Raw genomic sequence first — 21,771 nt, forward strand, 5'->3', positions numbered from 1 at the left:
GGGGCGGTCACACCATAGGCAGAATTTTCAAATGAACAGACGAGATTTCATGGCGCTGAGCTCGGCGACGATTGCCGCCACGGCTTTTTCGGGCACGCCGGCGCTGGGGCAGGACGCAAGCTTCACCAAGCGGTTCGCTTCAACCGACCAATTGGCAGCCTATACCCGGCTGAGCGCGCTTCTGGAGCACCCGGCGATCATGGCGCACCGGGCGGGTTACTATCCTTGGGGCGGCATACCGGAATGTTCGATCTTCGGGGCCGAGCAGGTGATCAAGCGCGGCCCGGCCTTTATCGAGATCGACGTGCGCACCAGCGCCGATGGGGTGCCGGTTTGCGTGCATGACGAAACGCTCGATCGGGGGACGACCGGGACGGGACGGGTCGATGAGGTTTCCGCCGATTATATTGCCGGGCTCACCCTTCGCGACAATCTGGGGCAGGCGACGGGCTACTCCATTCCGACCTTCGAAGACTTCCTCGACTGGGGCGAGAACGGCGCCATGCTGTGGCTGGACACCAAGGATATCGACCCGGCGCTGCTGGTCGAGATGGTGCGCGCGCGGGGCGCGGAATCGCGGGTGATCGTGAGCGCTTATGGGCGCGAGATTCTCGAACACTACCAGGAGCTGGCGCCCGATCTCGTCTATTTCGTGCCGTTCATCGAAGGTCTGGGGCTGCCCGATGTGCAGTCGATCCTCGATACCGGGCTCAATCCGGGGCATCTGATCGGCATGGCTGGGTTCGACCTGCCGAACATGAAGGGCACGCTGGCCTTGGCGGAAATCGATGCCCCGGCCCTTCTCGACGTGCAGAACATCGACAGGCGCTATGAGCCCGGCAACGTCAACCCCAACCTCTATACCCGCGCCGTGGAAGAGGGATTGCCGTTTATTTGCACCGACCAGTATTCGGCGGCGCTCGATGCGCTGGGGATCACGGACTGGGCGTGATGGGGCGCGGCGTGGAGAGGTGTGGGATCACACTTCTTTCTGAGCTGCGTTGAAACCTTGCGGGTCTCCGGGTCCAGCCCGAAGACGACGAGGTGGAGGGGCGGGGTTCTGACTGCGGTCCTGCGCTGCACTCCGGGCGGTTGCTTTGCAAATCAACTCAGTGAGGCGATTTGGCCGGAGGACGGTGCTCACTCTCGGGTCAAGCCTTGGGTTAAGTTCAAAAGCGGTCGTCGCGGTCGTCATCGCCACCCTCTGGTTCGTCATGTCGGGCTTTACCCGACGATCCGCAACGCTGCCTGTGGTGCGGGAGAGGTGGGGGAACGCACTTCTTCTGAGCTGCGCGGAAACCCTGCGGTCTCCGGGTCAAGCCCGAAGACGACGAAAGGGAGAGGGTGGCGCGAGCGATCCTAGCTTCTGGCCAGATCGCTCAGGAGGCCGGCGGCGACAGAGAGGCGGGAGATGGTCAGGTCGCCCTCGATCAGATCGGACACCGTTTCGGCCATGCGGGAAATGGCGGTCTGGCGGGGGGTCTTCCAGGCTTCGATGCGCGTTTGAATGGGGCCGTCGCCGGCCGAGAGGATATCGGCGGAAAGGTCGCGCAGGGCGCGGGTGAGATTGGCGAGGGCCCGGTCGATGGCCATGCGGTCGAAGCGGTCGGCGGCGGCGATCGTTGCACGGTGTTCGGTCAGGCGCCCGAGCTTGAACATGTCGATCACCGCGAACATGGCGGTGGCCGCGTCGCGGACTTCGGCATTGCAGCGATAGGCGACGAGGACCGCGTCGGGGGCCAGGGACAGGACGGAAAGGGCGGCGATGCGGCGGGCGAGGTCGGGCGGGGTGCCGCCGGCTTCAAAGCCGCGCTCCTGGGTTGCGGTGGCTTCGGCAAGGAAGGCGGAAACCAGATCGGGGAGCGCGGCGCGGACCGTTGCAATGCCGGAGCGATAGCGCTCGATCAGTCCCGAGAGCCCGCCGGAAAATTCTTCATTGCGCAGGAACCACAGGGCCATATCGACCTGCAGGGACTGCACTTCGACATAAAGCGCCAATTGGGTTTCGCCCGAAACGCGGTTGTCGAGGGCATCGATCGCCGCGTTCAGCTCCTGAAGCTCGAAACTGTCGCGGGCGGCGGCATAGGCAAAGGCGACGGCGCCCGGCTCGGCAGCGGTGATGGTCACCAGCCGCGTAACGAACGCCGGGCCGCCGCGATTGATCATGGCGTTGGAAAGGACCGTCGCGATCACCTCGCGGCGCAGGCGATGGGTCTCGATCGCCTCGGGAAAGCGGGCCTTCAGCGTTTCGGGGAAATAGCGGAACAGCTCGCGGGCCAGATAGGGATCGTCCGGGACCGGGGAGGCGAGCAGCTTGTCGTAAAGATCGAGCTTGGCATAGGCGAGCAGCACGGCGAGCTCGGGGCGGGTGAAGCCCACACCGGTGGCGGCGCGCTCGGCAAGGGTCTGATCGTCGGGAAGATATTCGACGGCGCGGTTGATCTCGCCGGCTTTTTCCAGCGTCTCGATAAAATCGACGAGGTCGGGGAAATCGGCCATGCCCCGGCGTTGGGCCAGGGACAGGGCGAGGGTCTGGAGGTAGTTGTTCCTCAGGCACAGCTCGGCCACCTCGTCCGTCATCTCGGCAAGGAAGGCGTTGCGGGCCCCAAGCTCGAGCTGGCCGGAGCGCACAAGGTCCGAAAGCGCGATCTTGATGTTGACCTCGAGATCGGAGGAGTTGACGCCTGCCGAATTGTCGATGGCGTCGGTGTTGATACGGCCGCCGCTGAGTGCGTATTCCACGCGGCCGCGTTGGGTGACGCCGAGATTGGCGCCTTCGCCGATCACCCTGGCGCGGACCGAAACGGCGGGGATGCGGATGGCGTCATTGGCCTTGTCGCCCACTTGGGCGTCGGTTTCCGTCGAGGCACGGATATAGGTGCCGATGCCGCCGAACCACAAAAGATCGACATCGGCTGAAAGGATGGCCGACATGATCTCGGCGGGGGTGGCGCTGGCCGCCGAGAGGCCGAGCACGGCCTGCATCTGGGGGGTGAGCGGGATCGATTTGGCGGCGCGGGAAAAGACGCCTCCGCCCTCGGAAATCAGCGCGGCGTCGTAGTCCTGCCAGCTCGAGCGGGGCAGCGTGAACAGGCGCCGGCGCTCGGCAAAGCTCTTTTCGAGATCGGGATCGGGGTCGATGAAGATGTCGCGGTGATCGAAAGCGGCGATCAGCCTGGTTTTTTCGCTGAGCAGTATGCCGTTGCCGAACACGTCGCCGCTCATATCGCCCACCCCGACGGCGGAAAAAGGCTGGGTCTGGATGTCGATGTCCATTTCGCGGAAATGGCGCTTGACCGCTTCCCAGCCGCCCCGGGCGGTGATGCCCATTTTCTTGTGATCGTAGCCGGCCGAACCGCCCGAGGCGAAGGCATCGCCCAGCCAATAGTCGCGCTCGAGCGCGATGGCGTTGGCGGTGTCGGAAAAGCTCGCCGTGCCCTTGTCGGCGGCAACGACCAGATAGGGGTCGTCATTGTCGCGCCGGAACACGGTTTCGGGGGGCAGGACGGTATCGCCCACGAGATTGTCGGTGACGTCGAGCAGGGCGGAGACGAAGATCTTGTAGCAGGCCGTGCCCTCGGCCATGAAGGTTTCGCGGTCGGGACTGGCGGGCATCAGGCGCGGAACGAACCCGCCCTTGGCGCCGACCGGCACGATCACTGCGTTCTTGACCATCTGCGCCTTGACCAGCCCCAGGATTTCGGTGCGGAAATCCTCGGGACGGTCGGACCAGCGCAATCCGCCGCGGGCGATGGGGCCGCCGCGCATATGGACGCCTTCGACGCGGGGGGAATAGACGAAAATCTCGCGCCAGGGGCGCGGCTGGGGCAGGCCTTCGATCTTCGTGGCGTCGAACTTGATAGCCAGAGCCGGGCGAGGCTTGCCATCAACGCGCTGGTAGAGATTGGTCCTGACGCTCGCTTCGATGAGGTTCAGGAGCCGGCGGATGATCCTGTCCTCGTCGATCGAGGTGATGGCGTCGAGCCCGGTGGCGATCCCCTGGTGGAGCGCCTGAGCCGCCTGGGCGCGGTCGCTATCGAGATGGGGATCGTGGAGCGTGTGGAACAGCTCGACCAGGGCGCGGGCGATGGCGGGATGGGCGGCGAGCGCCGTCCAGATATAGGTCTGGGAGAAGGCGATGCCGATCTGCTTGAGATAGCGGCCGAGCGCCCGCAGGATGGCCACATCGGCGTGGGCGAGACCGGCAACGAGGGTGAGCCGGTTGTAGCCGTCGTTTTCGGCGACCCCGCGCGCCACCGCCAGGATCGCATCCTCGATGCGGGCGGCGCTTGCCGCCAGATCGAGGGGCAGGCCGGCAGGCACCTCAAGCGCCATGGCGTGCAGAAAACGCGGCTGGCGGCCGCGAGGGTGGATGGTGAAGGTGCGTTCGTCGACCACCCCGAAGCCGAAATTTTCCAGCATAGGTACCCGGGCCGAGAGCGGGATCGGATCGGCGCGGTGGTAGACGTTCAGCGTGAGGCTGTGGGGGCCTTCCTCGCCGGGAACGAGGCGCAGGGCGAGGGGGTTGTCGGGACCGAGCGAGGAGAAAAGCGCGATGTCGTCGAGCGCATCGGCGTGGGAATGGGCGATCTGGTAATCGGGGGAAAAGGCGTCGGCGTAGTCGGCGATCTCGCCGGGATGGGGGGCCGCCGAGAGCAGGCGATCGGCAAAGGTGCGGGTGAGCTCGGAGATTTCGGCTTCTAAGTCCTCACGATCCGGGCGCGGGGTTTCGCCATTGTTGCGGCCGATGATGAAATGGACGCGGGCCAGATCGCCTTCGGGGAAATCGGGGGTGAAGGCGGAAAGATGGCCGTCATAGCGGACGGCGAGATGCTCGCCGATGCGGGCGCGGACGGAGGAATCGAAGCGGTCACGGGGGAGGTAGACGAGGACGGAAACGAAATTGTCGAACCTGTCGATGCGCGGCAGGACGCGGACGCGGGGGCGGTCGGGAAGGGTGGAGATGACTGTGGCGAATTCGGAGAGTTCATCCACCGAGATCTGGAACAGCTCGTCGCGCGGATAGTTGTCGAGCGTGGTCATCAGGGCCTTGCCGGCATGGGAGCGCGGATCGAAGCCCGAGCGGCGGATCACTTCGGCGATCTTGCGGCGCACCAGCGGGACCTCGGTGGCCGGAGTGGCTTGGGACGCGGAAGTGAAAAGCCCCAGAATGCGCAATTCGCCGGTGATGGTGCCCGTCTCGTCGAAGGTCTTGACCCCGACATAATCCATATGGATGCGGCGGTGGACGAGGGCGCGGCGATTGGCCTTGGTGACCATCAGCGGCTCGTCGGTATCAAGGAACGCCAGGTGCTGGGCGTTCATATGGGTGTAGGTGTTGCCCTCGCGCAGGTAGAGGTAATCGGGGTCGCGCAATATGCCCAGGCCCGAGCCTTCGACGGGCACCAGAGTCTTGTCCTCGCCCTCACCGGTCAAATGATATTCGCGCATGCCGAGGAAGGTGAAATTGTGGTCGGCGAGCCAGGCGAGGAAGTGGATGGCTTCGGTGAGCGCGGGTTCGCGCATCTGGGGCGGGTGGGAGCGGTAGGAGACGACAACGGTGCGCAGGCGTTCGAGCATGTCGCGCCAATCGAGGACGGCGGCGCGCACCTGGGCCATGGTCTGGCCGAGCTCGAGGCGGATGGTTTCGAGCGTTTTCGGATCGGCGGGGGTGTCGATGTGGACCTGCAGCACGCTTTCGTTGCGCGAGTGCTCGGTGGGGGCGTCGAGAACGCGCCAAGGGGCGGCGGCGGTGTCGAGCGCAACGACCGGATGGGTCATGAAGCGGATCGATCCGCCGGCGGCGCGGATGGCGGCCAGCGCGGAATCGACGATGAAGGGGGTATCGGCTGAGTGGATATCGATGATCGTGACGCCATCCACGATCTCAGGGGTCCAGATGCGGATATCGGCTTTGCCGGGCGCGCGGTGGCCGATTTCGGAAAAGGTGCGCCGGAGCAGGGTTTCGAGCGTCTGCGGATCGTAAAGCGCCAGGTCCTGCTCATCGGCCGAGCGCAGCGCGTTGGCGATGAAGCCGAATAGTTCGGGGCTTTCGGTCTTGAGGTGGGTGAGCCGGTCGCGCCATTCGCCCATGCGCGCTTCGGTGGATTCGATCATTGCCAAGCGTCCCTCAACCACGTCCGCCATAACGGACACGCTATTCCAGCTTGATGGACAAGTCCAATATCATCTTTAAAATTCAAAGACATAATACCTTGGTATCTGTCAGGATGGCTGCCCCATCGTAAGGCAGAACGAAAAGAGCCGGGCAAGGTTGCCCGACTCCGAAATGATGGTCCACCGTTAGTGAAGGACGGCCAGCAGCAGGAGGGCGATGATGTTGGTGATCTTGATCATCGGGTTCACCGCCGGGCCGGCGGTGTCCTTGTAGGGATCGCCCACCGTGTCGCCGGTGACCGAAGCCTTGTGGGCTTCGGACCCCTTGTAGTGGGTCTGGCCGGTGGAATCGGTGAACCCGTCCTCGAAGCTCTTTTTGGCGTTGTCCCAGGCGCCGCCGCCCGCCGTCATGGAGATGGCGACGAAAAGGCCGGTGACGATGACGCCGAGCAGCATGGCGCCCAGCGCGGCGAAGGCCGCGGCCTTGCCGGCGATCAGGAGGATGACGAAGAAGGCGACGATTGGGGAAAGGACCGGCAGCAGCGAGGGGACAATCATCTCCCGGATGGCCGCCTTGGTCAGCATGTCGACGGCGCGGCCGTAATCGGGCTTGGTGGTGCCCTCCATGATGCCGGGGTTTTCCCGGAACTGACGCCTCACCTCGACGACCACGGCCTGGGCGGCCCGGCCCACGGCGGTCATGCTCATGCCGCCGAAAAGGAAAGGCAGAAGACCGCCGAAGAGGAGGCCCACAACGACGTAAGGGTCGGCGAGCGAGAAGCTCACCTCGCCCACGCCGAAGAAGAAATTGCCTTCGGCGGCGGTGGAGATGAAGTAGGAAAGGTCCTGGGTGTAGGCGGCGAACAGCACAAGGGCACCCAGGCCCGCCGAGCCGATGGCGTAGCCTTTGGTCACCGCTTTTGTGGTGTTGCCGACAGCATCGAGGGCGTCGGTGTTCTTGCGCACCTCATCGGGCAGGCCCGCCATTTCGGCGATGCCGCCGGCATTGTCGGTGACCGGGCCGAAGGCGTCGAGCGCCACGATCATGCCGGCCAAGGCCAGCATGGTGACGACAGCCACCCCGATGCCGAACAGGCCCGCCAGTGAATAGGTGACGATGATGCCGGCGATGATCACCAGGGCCGGCAGGGCGGTGGATTCAAGCGAGACCGCCAAGCCCTGGATGACGTTGGTGCCGTGGCCGGTGATCGAGGCTTCGGCGATGGAATTGACCGGGCGGCGGTCGGTGCCGGTGTAATATTCGGTGATCCAGATGATCAAGCCGGTGATCACCAGCCCGGCGATGCCGCAGAAATAGAGCGCCCACGGGGTGAAGATGGTGTCACCGACGGTGATGGGGGTGCCCATGTCACCGAAGAGAAGCCACATGACCGGCAGTAGCGCGATAAGCGAGAGAACGCCGGTGGCGATGACGCCCTTGTAGAGCGCGCCCATGATGTTACCCGAGGCGCCGAGCTTGACAAAGAAGGTGCCGGCGATCGAGGTCAAAACGCATACGCCGCCGATGGCGAGCGGCAGCACCATGCCGAGCAGTTGCAATTCGGCGGGCAGGATAATGGCGGCGAGCACCATGGTGGCGACCACGGTCACCACATAGGTTTCGAACAGGTCGGCGGCCATGCCGGCGCAGTCACCGACATTGTCACCCACATTGTCGGCGATGGTGGCGGGGTTGCGCGGATCGTCCTCGGGGATGCCCGCTTCGACCTTGCCCACCATGTCGCCGCCCACATCGGCGCCCTTGGTGAAGATGCCGCCGCCCAGACGGGCGAAGATCGAGATCAGCGAGGCGCCGAAGCCCAGGGCGACGAGCGCGTCGATCACCGTGCGGTCGGTGGCGGCAAAGCCGATGGAAACAAGAACGAGGAAATAGACAGTGACGCCCAGAAGGCCGAGGCCCGCGACCAGCAGCCCGGTAACGGCGCCGGATTTGAAGGCAAGGTCTAGCCCGCCGGCAAGCGAGGCGGTGGCGGCCTGGGCGACGCGGACATTGGCGCGGACCGAGACATGCATGCCGATAAAACCGGCCGCCCCCGAGAGAACGGCGCCGATCAGAAAGCCGATGGCGGCATAAAGGCCGAGCAACAGCCAGGCGAGGATGAGGATCACGACGCCGACGATGGCGATGGTGGTGTATTGGCGGCGAAGATAGGCGGTGGCGCCTTCGCGCACGGCGTTTGAGATTTCCTGCATGCGCGGGCTGCCGGCATTGGCGGCCAGAAGCGTGCGCGTTGTCACGATGCCGTAGACGACCGAGAGGACGCCACAAGCAATAATCAGCCATAAGGCCAAAGTCATAGTCTTATTCCCCTCACTTTGAACCCGGAAAGGGCTCAAAGAAGGGTGCGGCCGCGCTGGCCGAAAACTTCCGCCCGGTCCGGTTTATTATCCTTCCCGCCCCTCCCAACGTTCCCTCTCCCTGGGATGGACGCAGATCTGCGACGCAGCGCAGTTCCGAAAGGAAGATAGGCGGAACCCACGGCTAGAGGCAATCGATATTCTTGTGCCTTTATTGGTCAGGGTTGCTGGCTTATTTGATGTTAGCGCCTTGAATCGCAACAAGGACGGCGCTGCATCAGTATTGACCTATCGGAAGGAAAGTCGCGCCAGAATGGTGGCGAGGCGTTGGGGGTCGCCGGCAATGGCCACGAGCTTTGAGCGGCTGGTTTGCCCGCTGATGAGAGTGAAGGCGGATTTGGGAAGGCCGGTGACTTTGGCAAGAAGCGTGAGGACGGCGGCATTGGCGGCGCCCTTGTCGGGCGGGGCAGCCACGCGAACCTTGAGGGCGCAGGAGCCGTCGGCGCGCAGCTCGGGCCCATCGATCAGGGCGGTGCGCGCATTGGGCGTGACGCGCAGGGCAAGCCGCGCGCCATCGGGGGTGAGGGTGAAAAAGGCCGGGTCGGTCACGACCGGACAGGAGCCTCGATCAGAGGCCCTGCATCGCGACCTGGCGCATCAAGGGATAAAGGATCACCAGGCGAATGAAATAGATCGCCAGGAACAAGATGATGGGCGAAATGTCCAAACCGCCGAAGTTAGGCAGCATGCGCCTGATGGGGGCGAGCAGCGGATTGGTCAATTGCCAGAGCGCGTTGGCAATGGTGGCCACGAACTGGTTGGACATGTTGAGGATGTTGAAAGCCAAAAGCCAGCTCACGATCACCTGGGCGATCATGATGAAGATGACGAGGCTCAGCACGACGTCGATAAACTGCAAAAGTCCAAACAGCATGGGCGGTCCCTTTTTCGCGATCGGGGTCTATATAAAGTGCTCAAACGGGAAAAGAAATGGTTGCCGCCGCAGCCGCATGGAGCAGGGGCAAGAAAAAAGGCCCGCCTCAGTACGCGAGGCTGGGGCCTTTGCAAGAGTTTACCCGGTACGCAACACACAAAGTTCCGGATGGGTGAAGCTATGCATGCGGCGTGCCAGATCTTTCCCCATGGAGCAGAACCGGCGCGATCGCTGCAATTTTAGTCTAAACCCAGGAACCCCATCGCGGCCCAGCATTGCATTTTGCAATTGCTGGCATTGCAAAATGGGAGAGTTGGCCGGTCAGCCTTCTTCGCTGTCCTGCGGAACGGTATCGGGCGGGGTGGTGGAGCGCTTGGCCTGATTGCGCAATATCGTGCGCTGGCGCGAGGAGACGCCGATCAACTCGGCCACGCGCCAGACCATGTTGTCCTCGAGCTCGTGATTGGAATCGTCCGCAAAGACCACCTGCCACATCATCCTGATGATCTCGATCTTCTCGGCTTCCTCGAGCCGGGCCAGCCGGGTGGTGAACTGGTAGAAATCGACCGCGTCGCGATCGCGGCGTCGCGCTTCGGCAAGAAGCTTTTTGACCTCTCCTTCCTCCAGATCATAGTGGTCCTTGAGCGCGTTGGCGATCGCCTTGGCTTCGATGGGGCTCGAAGCGCCATCGACGGAAGCCAGGTGCACGAGCAGCGCGGCAACCGCCATGCGCGGCTCCATGGGCTGGGCGGCGTTGATTTCGGGCTGGCCGAAAAGGCGGGCAATGGCGTCGAACATGAACCGGCTCGTCTTGGGCAGGAGGACAATTTCACCCCAAGGTTAAGGAGAGGGACCGCCGGGCTCAAGCGGGGGCAACAGAGCGTGAGTAAGGATTTTGCCGTCTGTCGTTTACCTGCCACAGGGGACGGTGCGTTCCGCCATAGCCGGTTATGACCGGACAATCGCGCCCCTCACGATGTTGTCTTTGCCTCGACGAGGGGTTAGATGACGCCGCGTTGGCGATGGCGATGTGTGCGTTGGGAGGCGGATGGTTGTCGGTGAGCAGATTTGTCACGTTCCCAGCGTGCCTGCGACCCTTTATCGACAAAGAGCGCGACGGGCCCGATGAACCCTGATGGCCGCTCCAAGCTGATTGATCGAGCGATCGGACCCCGATCGCCAATATAGGTTCACTTCCCGTCCGGGCTTTTTGGCGGACGGCTCAATACCGGAAACCACCATGATTCTTGCCGCCATCCTGCTTGCCGGCTGTGCTCTATGGGCCCTCGGAGAAGCCATTATGCTCACCGGCGCCCAGATTACGGTGGCGGGGGGGACTGTCACCACGGTGGGCATGGTGCTGGCCGGCTGCGGCATCTGGACGCTCAAGGACCTGCCCGGCATGGTCAAGCCTGGGCGCGTGGGAATCGTGCTTTGCGCCTTCGGGGCGTTTTCCTTTGCCATGGTGATGATCATCGTTCTGACCTCCGGGGTGCTCGGGGCGATGGCGGAGGGAACGGTGGCGCATGCCGATATCGTCTTTACCCCGTTCTACCTGCTGGCGCTGGCGTTCGTGGTGGCAGGGCTCACCGCCTTGGCCGTCCATTTCAGCAGGGCGCCCGGCGCGCCGAGGACGGCGGCACTGGTGCCGGCGGGGCTGGCGATCGGGCATCTGGCGCGGATCTTCGTGCCCGATCTTGCCGTCTACCATGAGACGCTCTCGATCGCCCTCGCTCTCTATCTGGGCTGGCTGGGCGTGCGGCGTGTGGCGCTGAGGACGACGGCGCCGGCGGCTTAAAGCGCGGAAATGGCCGTCGCCAGATCGATGTCCTTTTGCGTGACAGCGTTCTTGTCGTGAGTCTTGAGCGTGATCGTCACGCGGTTGTAACTGTTGGACCAGTCCGGGTGATGGTTGGCCTTTTCGGCCAAAAGCGCCACACGGGTCATAAAGGCGAAAGCCTCGGCAAAATCCTTGAACTTGAAGCTTCTCGATATGGCGCCCTCGGGCGTTTCTTCCCAGCCCTCAAGGCGGGACAGCGCCGCATCGAGATCGATCGCGGGGTGATCATTGGACATATCGCTCATCCTTTTCTCCTCGCCCGGTGCGGGGATGCACGGGATCGGCGCGCCATTGTCGGCCCAGGACGCGCGGATCACAAGGCGTGATCGGGCGGCTTGCGGTCAGCGGCAATGAAAAGGAAGTGGTGCCGCTTGCGTGACTCGAACACGCGACCCCATCATTACGAATGATGTGCTCTACCAACTGAGCTAAAGCGGCTTGGCCCGGAGGCGGATGGGCGTCCTTTTACTGGGGGTGCGGGTAATTCGCAAGGGCAAAGGCGGGCAGGTACGGCTTTTTCAGGATGAAGGTTGAGGTTGCGTTTGAGCCGGCTCGGCGGGGGCCGGAAGGGGATCGGGCGTGGCTTGGGAAGGAGCACGCGTGGGGGCGCGGGTTTCCAGGGGAACCTTCCATTCGAAGGCGTCCAGGCGCCCGGTGACCGGAGAGGCAGGGGCCCAATCGTCCGAGGTGATGCCATCGGTGGTCCAGGCCGGGTCGGCAGGGGCGTTGACGGCGCGGGAAAGCCATTCGCGGGCCTTGCCCTGATCGCCGGACTGGCCTTCCTCGATCTCGGCCATCAAAAGGCACATCTGGCGGGTCGGAGACTTGCGGACAAACGGGGCGAGCGCGTTGCGGGCGGTGCTCCAGTCATAGGCGTCGATGGCGGCGCGGGCGAGGACGATGGCGGCAGCCGGGTGGCTGTCGGGGGTTTCGATCAGGGCTTGGGTGCGTTTCAAGCGCTCGAGCGCCGAGGCGCCCGGCTTGACATGGGCATAAAGCGTCGCCGCGTCGGGGTGGTGGCTGGCGCGCCAGACGCGGCGCAGGAGCGAAGACGCCCGGCGCGTGTCGCCGCGATTGATAAGAATGCGGGCGGCCACCAGCGCAGCGGGCACGAAATCGGGGATGGCCTTCAAGGCCTTGTTGGCGTGTTCATAGGCGGTGTCGGGCTCTGTTTCCTCAATGGCCAGGGCGAGGGCGGTTTCCAGCACGCCCTGGCGGCGCTTCTTGGCGGCTTTTTGCGCTCGTGTGCGGGCGGGAAGCGAGGCGCTCATGTCGAGGGCGTCGGCCCAGGCGCCGCGCGTGGCAAGATCGTCGAATACGGCTTCGGACGCCCAGTCGAGGCTGGGGGAAATGGCCAGGGCCTTGCGCGCGAAGGTGATGGCGGCCGCAGAGCGGTTCTGGGTGCGGGCCTGCTCGTAGAGCCCCGAAAGCGCAGCGAGCGCGGTGCGATCGCTCGAGATCAGCGCGCGGTAATGCTCGCGGGCCGAGGAGAGGTCGCCGAGGGCAAGTTCGGCACGGGCTTCGAGGAGCTGGGCAGCCGGGTTGTCGGGGAGCTTGGTCCTCGCATCGCGGGCCAGCATGCGGGCGCGGGCGAATTCGCCGGCCTGGAGCGCAATCATGCCGTCCGAGAGCGCTTCGACGCCGGCGCGTTCGCGGCGGCGGGCATTGGCGCGGGCGATGGCGGCGGGCGCGCCGATCACCCGGCGGATGATGGCCCAAAGGACGATGGCCAGGACAATGATGGCGATGACCACAAAGAGTGCCGTACCCAAGCCGGGGCTCATGCGCCAGGAGCCGAAGGCGATTTCGACGGTGCCCGGAAGCGCAATGAGCCAAGCGGCACCCAGCGCGACGAGAAGGCTCAGGGCGAGATAATAAACGAGACGGATCATTGGGCGGCCTCCACCGGGGTCGCGGCAGGATCGGCGGAACGAACGGTTTCAAGCAGGGCCTGGGCGAGCTGGGCCCGGGTCAGCGCCTCGGCGAAACCGGGAGCGGCTTGCTGCATGGGCTGCGGAAGGGCGGCAAAGGCGGTTTGCGCCCCAGCCAGATCGCCGGCGGCGAGGGCGGCTTCGGTGCGGCCGACGAGGCCTTGCGGCGAATCGCCATCGGTGGGGCGCAGGGCGAGGGTCGAGGCGGCCTGATCGAGAAGCGTCTGGGCCCAATTGGCCTGCGGGTCGCGCGGGGCGGCGGCGAGCATGGCGGGGATGGCGGAGCGGAAATCGGCCAGAAGCGTTGCGGGCGGGATGACGCCGGTGGTGGCGGCGTCATGGGTCGGCGCAGGGATTTCGAGCGCGGGCAGCAGCGTTTCGACCTGGGCGAGCTGGGTGGTAAAGGGCGCGCCCGAGGCAATGGCGGTTTCGAGCGCGCCGAGCGCTGCGGGGAGCTGGGCGATGCGGTCGCGCTCGGAGGTAACAGCCTCGAAATCGGACTGGTCAGCAATCCGCGCATCGAGATCGTCCAGCCGGGTCATCGCCGATTCGAGTGCAGGGGCGGCCTCGGCGACCTGCGGCTCGATGGCGTCGAGCCGTTCGGTGAGCGCGGCTACCTGGCTCGAAAGGCTCGAGAGGTTCTGGGCGACGTCGGTGACCTCATCGCCCGAGGCCCCGGCGGCGACGGCCTCGATGCGAGCGGAAAGATCGGAAATCTGGCTGGCCAAGGCGTCGAGGTCGGCCTGGACGGCGAGACCTTCGGTGGGGATGGGCTCGGGCGGCTCCAGGGTCGAGACCTGGAGCTGGAGGTCTTCGAGGCGGGTTTCGAAATCGGCAGTCTGGCCGGCGTTTTCGGAAAGGCTGGATTCGAGCTCGGTGGTGCGCGATTGCAGCGCCGAAAGGGCAGATGCGTCGGCGGCGGCCTGGGGCCAGAGACCGAAGCTGGCGAGCCCATAGGCCAGGGCAACCCCGATGAGACCTCCCCCGGCAGCGGCGATGAGCAGGGGACCGACAGGGGTGGCGGGTTCTGCCGGCGCGGGGGGAGGCCCGGCCGGTTCGGAGGGATCGGACGTGATGGCTTCGGGCCGGGAAGCGGTTGGCTTAACCGAATCGGCTTTGTCCGGCCCAGGTTCCGATTGCCCGCTTTTGAGGGCGTCGGTCTTGCTGGTCCGGGAAGCGGTAGGCTGCTGGGCGGCTGCGTCTGGTTCCCGAGCGGGGTTCGGTGCCGGCTCGGTCGGATCGGCGGCCTGGGAGGCCGGCGTTTCCTTTTGCGGCGCCGGTTTGTTGGAGGTGCGCGGCTTGGCATCGATGATCGGAGGTTTGACCGGACCGGATTTCTTTTCGACCATCTGCCTGCCTCATCTGGGTTGGTGTCGGGCGGGTTTCGTATTTTTTGTGCCGGCTCCCGGACCGCGTGTCCCAGAAGCCTTTGGCCATCATGGACTGATTTGATCCTGGGAAAAAGCCAGCGCCAGGGTCATCATCGCTTCCTGGCTGGGGGCATCGGCAAGGCCGATGCGGGGGAAATGGGCATCGACCAGAGGCTCGGCGACCTTTTCGGAAAGGCACAGGCACGAAAGGGAACGCCGCACCTGCTCGTATTGGCTGCCCGAAACAAGGCCGGCGAAGATTTCGGCCGTGCGGCGCGAATAAAAGACCGCGCCGGCAATCGCGCCATCGATAAGACGCTGGTCGAGACCGGGCGGGAGCACCGTGGCGGCGCACATCTGGTAGAGGATGCGCGTCTCGACCTCGATGCCGGCTTCGGCCAGCCGTCCGGCAAGGTCGCCGCTCTGATGGAGGGGGGCGGGATAAAAGATCGGTCCGGCGGGTTTGTCGGCCAGGATGATGGCGCAGAGATCATCGAGCGTGCCGCCGGCGGCGGAAATCCTCTCGAATCCCACGGCGCGGGCTTCGGCAGCCGTATGATCGCCCACCGCATAGACCGGAAGATTGGCAAAACGCTCGCCTTGGGGATGAGCGGCGAGGGCACGCACTCCATTGGCCGAGGTCACGGCGAGCGCGGCGAAGGGCGCCGCATCGGGGAGGTCGGCGCCGGTGAAACGGGCTTCGAGCATGGGCGCAACGATCGGCTCCAGCCCCAGCGCCGCAAGGCCGGCGGCGGTGCGCTCGGCATCGGGGTGGGGGCGGGTGACGAGAATGCTGCGCGGCGCCATCGCCCTAGCCTTTGAGCCGTTCGATAAACTCAGGGCCCGCCTCGGCAAGCAGTTTTTCGCCCAGACGCGTGCCCAGATCGACGCCGGCATCGGCGTCGGCGCTCAATTCGGCCTCATAGACTTCCGGGCCGTCAGGGGAGAGGATCTGGCCGAAAAGGCTCAGCTTGCCATCCGCAAGGGTCGTAAGGGCCGCGATGGGGGTGCGGCAGGACCCATCCATGACCTTGAGGAAGGCACGTTCGGCTTCGACCTTCACCCGTGTCTCGGGATCGTCGAGCAGTTCGACAAAGCGCCGGGCGGCGCCGTCATCGGCGCGGGTTTCGATGACGATAGCCCCTTGCGCCGGGGCAGGAGGGAAATGAGCGAGATCGAGTGTGTGGGTGACGCGATGGGCCTCGCCCAGCCGGTTCAATCCGGCCATGGCGAGCAGCGTTGCGTCGGCCACGCCATCGGCGAGCTTTTTGAGCCGCGTCTGGACATTGCCGCGGAACTCGACAGTGCGGAAATCGGGGCGGAAGCGCTTCATCTGGGCGCGGCGGCGCAGAGAGGACGAACCGATCACCGCGCCTTCGGGCAGGTGGTCGGGGCTCTTGGCGATCAGCGACAGGAAGGCGTCGCGCACGTCCTCGCGCGGCAGATAGGCGGGCAGGATCATGCCCTCGGGCAGAGTGGTGGCCACATCCTTGGCCGAATGGACGGCAAGATCGATCTCGCCGCTGGCCAGCGCGATCTCGATCTCCTTGGTGAACAGGCCCTTGCCGCCCACTTCGGACAGTGGGCGGTCCTGGATGATGTCGCCGCTGGTCTTGATCACCTTGATGGCGATGGCCTCGGCCTCCAATCCATGCAGCGCCATCAGGCGGTCGCGCACCTCCTCGGCCTGGCGTAGCGCCAGGGGGGATCCGCGGGTGCCCAGGGTGAGGACGGGGGTGGGGGCAGAAGATTGCAATATGGCCTCGCAGGTGTCACAGATGTGCGCGCGTTTTACAGGAACGCTTTAAACGCTTGGGGAGCGGATTGCGATCCGCCTTCTGCCATCAGACCACAGCCTTAGGCCAGAGACCAGATCGCCGCAATGGAACGCGATACGCTCGTTTTGGGGATTGAGACAAGCTGCGACGAAACCGCCGCGGCGGTGGTCCGGCGCCGGGCGGACGGGGCGGGCGAGATCGTTTCCAACATCGTTCGCAGCCAGATCGAGGAGCACAGGGCCTATGGCGGCGTTGTGCCCGAACTGGCGGCGCGGGCCCATGTGGTTCATCTCGACGGGATCGTGAGGCGGGCGCTCGAAGAGGCGGGCGTGGAGCTCTCCGAACTCGACGGCATCGCCGCAACGGCGGGGCCGGGGCTGATCGGGGGCGTGTTGGTGGGGTTGACCACCGGCAAGGCGCTGGCGGCGGCGAGCGGCAAGCCACTGCTTGCCGTCAACCATCTCGAGGGACATGCGCTCACGGCGAGGCTGACCGATGGGGTAAGGTTTCCCTATCTGATGCTGCTGGTTTCGGGCGGGCATTCGCAATTCGTGCTGGTCAAGGGCGTCGGCGAATATGAGCGCTGGGGCTCGACCATCGACGACGCGCTGGGGGAAGCCTTCGACAAGGCGGCCAAGCTTTTGGGGCTAGGCTATCCCGGCGGGCCGGAAGTGGAAAGGGCGGCCGAGGGGGGCGATCCCGAGCGGTTCGACCTGCCGCGCCCGCTGCTTCGCGAAAAGCGGCTCGATTTCTCGTTTTCGGGACTAAAGACCGCGTTGCGCCTGGCGGCGGAAGCTGTGGCGCCAGTGTCGGATAAAGACATCGCCGATCTGTGCGCGAGTTTTCAGGCGGCGGTGACCGAGATCGTGGCGGTGCGCTTGAAACAGGCGCTGGAGCGGTTTGCCGACCTCTATCCGGATATGCGGCCGACATTCGTGGTGGCCGGCGGGGTTGCGGCCAACAAGGCGATCGGCGCAGCTTTACGGACAATTGCCGAGCAGGCGGGAGCCGAGCTGGTGATTCCGCCGCCGGCGCTTTGCACCGACAATGGAGCGATGATCGCCTGGGCGGGGGCCGAGCGGCTCGCCCTGGGGCTGGTCGATGGGCTCGATGCGGTGGCACGTCCGCGCTGGCCGCTCGACCAATTGGGGGGCGCGGCTTGAGCGTGCGGATTTTCGTGATCGGTGCGGGCGCCTGGGGAACGGCGCTGGCGCAGGCGGCAGCGTTCGCGGGCCATGCCGTAACGCTTGTGGGGCGCGATGCCGCCGCTGCAGCCCAGATCAATAGTGAGCACCGCCTGCCCCGGTATCTGGGCGATATCGCGCTCGATGCCGGGCTTATGGCGCAGACCGATTTTGCCGGGCTTGAAGATGCCGATGCGGTGCTGATGGTGGTGCCGGCGCAGGCGACGCGGGCAACGCTTGGGGCGCTGGGCGGGGACATACTGGCGGCGAAGCCGGTGATCCTTTGCGCCAAGGGGCTCGAGGCGGGAAGCAATGACCGGCAGAGCCAGATTCTTGCCGAGATGGCGCCCAAGGCCGAGCCGTTTGTTCTTTCTGGCCCCAGCTTTGCCCATGACGTGGCGGCGGGAAAGCCGACGGCGGTGACCCTGGCCGGTCCCGATGCCGCGCGCGCCGAGGAGATCGCGGCGCTGCTTGCCTCGGACTGTTTCCGCCCCTATGCGAGCGGGGACATCGCCGGGGTGGAAATGTGCGGAGCGCTCAAGAATGTCTATGCCCTTGGGGCGGGGGCGATCGAGGGCGCCGGGCTGGGGCTTTCGGCGCGCTCGGCGTTTCTGGCGCGCGCCTTTGCCGAAATGGGGCGAATGATCGTGGCGCTGGGGGGAAGCGAGGCGACCCTTGCCGGACTTGCCGGGATCGGCGATCTGGCGCTCAGTTGCACTTCGGACGCCTCGCGCAATTACCGTTTCGGGGTGGCGCTGGGGCAGGGGCGGACGGTAGAGGCGATACGCGCCTCGGGCATGGGACTGGCCGAGGGGCTGTTCACCGCGCCGGTCGCCAAGGCGGTGGCCGAGGTCGAGGGGATCGACGCGCCGCTGATCGAGGCGGTGGAAATGCTGATTTCGGGGCGGGCACGGATCGAGGCGATCGTGCCCATGCTGATGAGACGACCACTCAAGAGGGAAGGCTAGAGATGACAAAAATGTTCGCGGTGACCGCGTTCGACAAACCCGACTATCTGGAAAAGCGGCTTGAAGTGCGCCCGGCCCATCTCCAGTTCTGGGAAGACAATGCCGATGCCATGGTGCTGGCCGGCCCGTTCCTCGACGAGGACGGCAAGGCGATCGGCTCGATGATGGTGGTGACCGCTGCCGACCGCGATGCCGCCCAGGCGCTGGTGGCTCGGGATCCTTATGCCCAGGCCGGGGTGTTCGAGAGCGTCGAGGTGCGGCCCTGGAACTGGGTCATCAAGCGGCCGGAGGGGCTCTGAGCCATGGCATACTGGCTTTTCAAGTCCGAACCGGAAACCTGGGGCTGGGACGATCAGGTCAAAAAAGGCGCGCCCGAAGAGTGGAGCGGAGTACGCAACTACCAGGCGCGAAACAATATGCGGGCGATGAAAAAGGGCGAGCTCGGGTTTTTCTACCACTCGGTCAAGGAAAAGGCGGTGGTGGGGATCGTGCGGGTCGCCAATGAGATCCACCCCGATTCGACGACCGATGATCCGCGCTGGGAATGCGTGGACGTCGAGGCGGTGCGCCCCTTCGCCCGGCCGGTGACGCTCGATGAGATCAAGACGGTGCCCGAACTCGAAAAGATGGTGCTGGTCAACAATTCGCGCCTCTCGGTGCAGCCGGTGAGCGAGGCCGAGTGGACGCTGATCTGCAAGATGGGCGGCGTCGAGCCCTAGGCACGATTGGCGATCGGGTCGAATCGCGCGCACAATCGGGGCGTCCGCGGCGGACTGATTCGGAGGCGTGGGGCATCCGGGCTGCCGTTGAGGGAGGACGCGATGGATTATCTCGACGTCAACTGGCTGGGCGTTCTGCTCGCAATGATCGCTGCGATGGCGCTCGGGGCGGCCTGGTATATGGTGCTGTCAAAGCAGTGGATCGCGGCGACCGGCAAGACCGTCGAACAGATCATGGCCGGCTCGGGCGGGCAGGCGGCACCGTTCATCTGGGGCGCCGTGATGCTTTTGGTCATGGCCTATTTTCTGGCGCTCTTCACCCCGATGATCCTTGGGGAGATGAGCGTTGGCAACGCGATTACCGTAGGGCTGCACCTTTGGGTGGGTTTCCTTTTGCCCGCCATGATCCTCAACCACCGCTATCAGGGTATGAGCTGGTCCCTGGCGGTGATCGACGGCGGATACCTGCTGGGTGTCATGATCGTGGAGGGCGTGGTGCTGGGGCTCCTGGACTGAATAGGCAACGCTCCCGAACATTTTTTTCATCGAGCTGTTGAAACTGGCCCGGTGCAAACCGGGCCGGTCACGCCCTGCCGTCCGGGCATAGCCGGGGCAGGTGCGGCAGATTGCCTGCCGGCATGCGTCAGTCATCGAATCGCCTGATTCGATGGCGAAGTCCTCACGGAGCCGTGATGGTTCCAAGCTATGCATTTTTGGAAACAGAGGCATGCAGGAACCTTCAGGGTTTGCCATCGTTTGGCGCTGGCTTGGCCTCGTTCCGGCGTTGTAATTGAAAGACATTTCGGCGCGCGGCCACCGGGCGCCGTTGCCCGAGTACAAGAGTTCATGCACCCTATTGCTGCTAAGACCTTTTCGCCGTCGCGCCGTTTCATTCTGGGCGCCCTTCCCGCAAGCTTCCTTCTGAGCACCACAGCTCTGGGGAGCCTTTTGGCACAGGACGCGCCGCCGCCTGAAGAGGCGCCGGCCCCCGCACCCGAAGGGCAGGAATTTTCCTTCGATCTTTTGACCGAATGGATGCGCGCCAGGGCCGGCGAAGCCTATCAGACGCCCCCCACCGATCTTCCCGGCCCGTTCGCCGAGCTCGATTACGACGGCTACCGGCACATCCAGTTCGATGTCGAAAGGGCCCGATGGTCCCAAGAGGGCGACCAGTTCCGCGTGCATGCCTTCCATCCCGGATGGCTCTACAAGGAACGGGTGGACCTGTTCGAGGTGGTCGATGGCGTGGCGCGCCCGTTCGGTTTCGGGTTCGACGATTTCCGCTATCAGGGGCCGGTCGAAGGCATCGAAGAGGGCGACACCGAATTCCCCGGTGTGGTGGGTTTCCGTCTCAACTACCCGCTCAACCGCCCCGGATATTTCGACGAACTGATCTCGTTCGTGGGCGCGAGCTATTTCCGTGCGCTGGGACGGGACAATTTCTACGGGCTGAGCGCCCGGGGCCTTGCCATCAACACCGGACTTGCCGCGAGCGAGGAATTCCCGCGCTTTTCCCAGTTTTATCTCGAGCGGCCGCAGCCGGGGCAGCGCAATGTCGTTGTCAATGCCGCGCTCGACAGCCAGAGCGTCACCGGCGCCTTCCGGTTCGACATCCGGCCGGGTGAAGAAACCCATATCGAGGTCACCGCGCGGCTGTTCTTCAGGGCGGATATCGAGCAGCTCGGCATCGCGCCCATGACTTCGATGTTCCTCTATTCGGAAACCAACCGCTCGCAATTTGACGATTACCGCCCGCAGGTCCATGACAGTAATGGGCTGGCGATCTGGCGCGACGGAGGCGATCGGCTCTGGCGGGCGCTCAACAATCCGCCCCAGCTCGGCAGTTCTTATTTCGCAGAAACCAATCCGCGCGGCTTCGGCCTTTTCCAGCGCGACCGCGATTTTGCCGAGTATCAGGACGCCGAGGCCCATTACGAACGCCGGCCCTCGCTGCTGATCGAGCCCATCGGGGATTGGGGCGCGGGCAATGTGCGGCTGGTGGAGATTCCCTCCGACCAGGAGGTCAACGACAATATCGTGGCGTTCTGGATTCCAGAGCGGCCAGCATTGGCCGGCGAAGAGCACGAATACCGCTATCTGATGCGCTGGGGCGATCTTGCGCCCGATCAATCGCTCGACATCGCCCATGTGCTGGAAACCCGCACCGGGCACGGGGGCGTGTCGGGCATCGAGAATGCTCCCGATCTGCGCAAATTCGTCGTCGATTTCCAGGGCGGCATGCTCGGGCGCGTCGAAGCGGGGAACGAAGACGTCGAGCCGGTCGTTACAGTGTCCGGCGGGGAAATCGCTTCACTCGTGCTCAAGAAAATCGACGGCACCGATATCTGGCGCCTTGTCATCGACGTGACCGTTACCGGCGGTCAGGCCATCGAGCTCGTGGGTCATGTGCGCGGGTTCGGCCAAAGGCTCACTGAAACCTGGCTCTATCAATGGATGGGTGAATGATGAACGCGTTCGATCCCCTTCCCCATGCGCCCATGCCCATGCCCAAGCAGCAGCTTGAGCGACCGGGCATGGTCCGCTCTGCGCTGATGCGCTTTTTCTCGATGTTCGTGCGCGACCCGATCGGCCTGCGCCGGGAGCACTAGGA

19 protein-coding genes and 1 tRNA gene are annotated in these 21,771 nt (G+C 64.7%); 9 read left to right on the plus strand and 11 right to left on the minus strand.

Features of this window, described 5'->3' with window-relative positions:
- Positions 1–31: 31 nt before the first annotated feature.
- Entirely contained in the window at positions 32–952 is a 921-nt protein-coding gene (locus tag NO934_RS08830; protein WP_309163585.1) for a glycerophosphodiester phosphodiesterase family protein, read from the plus strand.
- Between the two features lie 407 nt (positions 953–1,359).
- Here NO934_RS08830 and NO934_RS08835 read toward each other — a convergent pair whose 3' ends face one another.
- The 5 genes from NO934_RS08835 to NO934_RS08855 form a co-directional block, all read right to left on the minus strand.
- Positions 1,360–6,117 carry an NAD-glutamate dehydrogenase gene (locus NO934_RS08835; protein ID WP_309163587.1) on the minus strand — a complete coding sequence of 1,586 codons (4,758 nt, stop codon included), beginning with the start codon at positions 6,115–6,117 and terminating at the stop codon, positions 1,360–1,362.
- Positions 6,118–6,303: 186 nt separating this feature from the next.
- Entirely contained in the window at positions 6,304–8,436 is a 2,133-nt protein-coding gene (locus NO934_RS08840; RefSeq protein WP_309163588.1) for a sodium-translocating pyrophosphatase, read from the minus strand.
- Positions 8,437–8,724: 288 nt separating this feature from the next.
- Positions 8,725–9,045 (minus strand): DUF167 family protein, encoded by a 321-nt coding sequence (locus NO934_RS08845; protein ID WP_309163589.1) that lies wholly within the window; start codon positions 9,043–9,045, stop codon positions 8,725–8,727.
- 19 nt (positions 9,046–9,064) lie between these two features.
- Positions 9,065–9,370 (minus strand): YggT family protein, encoded by a 306-nt coding sequence (locus NO934_RS08850; RefSeq protein ID WP_309163590.1) that lies wholly within the window; start codon positions 9,368–9,370, stop codon positions 9,065–9,067.
- A gap of 321 nt (positions 9,371–9,691) precedes the next feature.
- Positions 9,692–10,168, minus strand: coding sequence for a TerB family tellurite resistance protein (locus NO934_RS08855; RefSeq protein WP_309163591.1), 477 nt, complete (start codon positions 10,166–10,168; stop codon positions 9,692–9,694).
- Between the two features lie 442 nt (positions 10,169–10,610).
- Here NO934_RS08855 and NO934_RS08860 point away from each other — a divergent pair, with 442 nt between their 5' ends.
- Entirely contained in the window at positions 10,611–11,168 is a 558-nt protein-coding gene (locus NO934_RS08860) for a hypothetical protein (RefSeq protein ID WP_309163592.1), read from the plus strand.
- Here NO934_RS08860 and NO934_RS08865 read toward each other — a convergent pair.
- The 6 genes from NO934_RS08865 to hemC form a co-directional block, all read right to left on the minus strand.
- Positions 11,165–11,446, minus strand: a complete 282-nt coding sequence (locus NO934_RS08865) for a 4a-hydroxytetrahydrobiopterin dehydratase (RefSeq protein ID WP_309163691.1) — start codon at positions 11,444–11,446, stop codon at positions 11,165–11,167. The genes NO934_RS08860 and NO934_RS08865 overlap by 4 nt on opposite strands.
- Positions 11,447–11,572: 126 nt before the next feature.
- A tRNA-Thr gene (locus tag NO934_RS08870) sits at positions 11,573–11,648 on the minus strand.
- Positions 11,649–11,728: 80 nt separating this feature from the next.
- The gene (locus tag NO934_RS08875) at positions 11,729–13,102 is read right to left on the minus strand and encodes a heme biosynthesis HemY N-terminal domain-containing protein (protein WP_309163593.1); all 1,374 of its coding nucleotides are present in this window, start codon (positions 13,100–13,102) and stop codon (positions 11,729–11,731) included.
- Positions 13,099–14,490: a hypothetical protein gene (locus NO934_RS08880; protein WP_309163595.1), complete on the minus strand. Its 1,392-nt coding sequence runs from the start codon at positions 14,488–14,490 to the stop codon at positions 13,099–13,101. Before NO934_RS08880 ends, NO934_RS08875 begins: the two co-directional genes overlap by 4 nt.
- An 87-nt stretch (positions 14,491–14,577) precedes the next feature.
- Entirely contained in the window at positions 14,578–15,318 is a 741-nt protein-coding gene (locus NO934_RS08885) for a uroporphyrinogen-III synthase (protein ID WP_309163596.1), read from the minus strand.
- Between the two features lie 4 nt (positions 15,319–15,322).
- Positions 15,323–16,267, minus strand: a complete 945-nt coding sequence (gene hemC, locus NO934_RS08890; protein WP_309163597.1) for a hydroxymethylbilane synthase — start codon at positions 16,265–16,267, stop codon at positions 15,323–15,325.
- A 126-nt stretch (positions 16,268–16,393) separates the two neighbouring features.
- Between hemC and tsaD the strand changes: the two genes are divergently transcribed.
- From tsaD to NO934_RS08925, 7 genes are all read left to right on the plus strand, one after another.
- Positions 16,394–17,452 carry a tRNA (adenosine(37)-N6)-threonylcarbamoyltransferase complex transferase subunit TsaD gene (tsaD, locus tag NO934_RS08895; RefSeq protein ID WP_309163598.1) on the plus strand — a complete coding sequence of 353 codons (1,059 nt, stop codon included), beginning with the start codon at positions 16,394–16,396 and terminating at the stop codon, positions 17,450–17,452.
- A gap of 2 nt (positions 17,453–17,454) precedes the next feature.
- Positions 17,455–18,441, plus strand: coding sequence for an NAD(P)H-dependent glycerol-3-phosphate dehydrogenase (locus NO934_RS08900; protein WP_309163692.1), 987 nt, complete (start codon positions 17,455–17,457; stop codon positions 18,439–18,441).
- A gap of 2 nt (positions 18,442–18,443) precedes the next feature.
- Entirely contained in the window at positions 18,444–18,740 is a 297-nt protein-coding gene (locus tag NO934_RS08905) for a YciI family protein (RefSeq protein ID WP_375142790.1), read from the plus strand.
- A 3-nt stretch (positions 18,741–18,743) separates the two neighbouring features.
- Positions 18,744–19,160: an EVE domain-containing protein gene (locus NO934_RS08910; RefSeq protein ID WP_309163599.1), complete on the plus strand. Its 417-nt coding sequence runs from the start codon at positions 18,744–18,746 to the stop codon at positions 19,158–19,160.
- 102 nt (positions 19,161–19,262) lie between these two features.
- Positions 19,263–19,676, plus strand: a complete 414-nt coding sequence (locus tag NO934_RS08915; protein ID WP_309163600.1) for a DUF1761 domain-containing protein — start codon at positions 19,263–19,265, stop codon at positions 19,674–19,676.
- A 330-nt stretch (positions 19,677–20,006) separates the two neighbouring features.
- On the plus strand, positions 20,007–21,626 hold the full coding sequence (locus tag NO934_RS08920; protein WP_309163601.1) for a glucan biosynthesis protein: 1,620 nt from the start codon (positions 20,007–20,009) through the stop codon (positions 21,624–21,626).
- Positions 21,623–21,769 carry a hypothetical protein gene (locus NO934_RS08925; RefSeq protein WP_309163603.1) on the plus strand — a complete coding sequence of 49 codons (147 nt, stop codon included), beginning with the start codon at positions 21,623–21,625 and terminating at the stop codon, positions 21,767–21,769. Before NO934_RS08920 ends, NO934_RS08925 begins: the two co-directional genes overlap by 4 nt.
- Positions 21,770–21,771: the final 2 nt, after the last annotated feature.

This window comes from Pelagibacterium sp. H642 (genome assembly GCF_031202855.1).
Classification (GTDB): Bacteria; Pseudomonadota; Alphaproteobacteria; order Rhizobiales; family Devosiaceae; genus Pelagibacterium.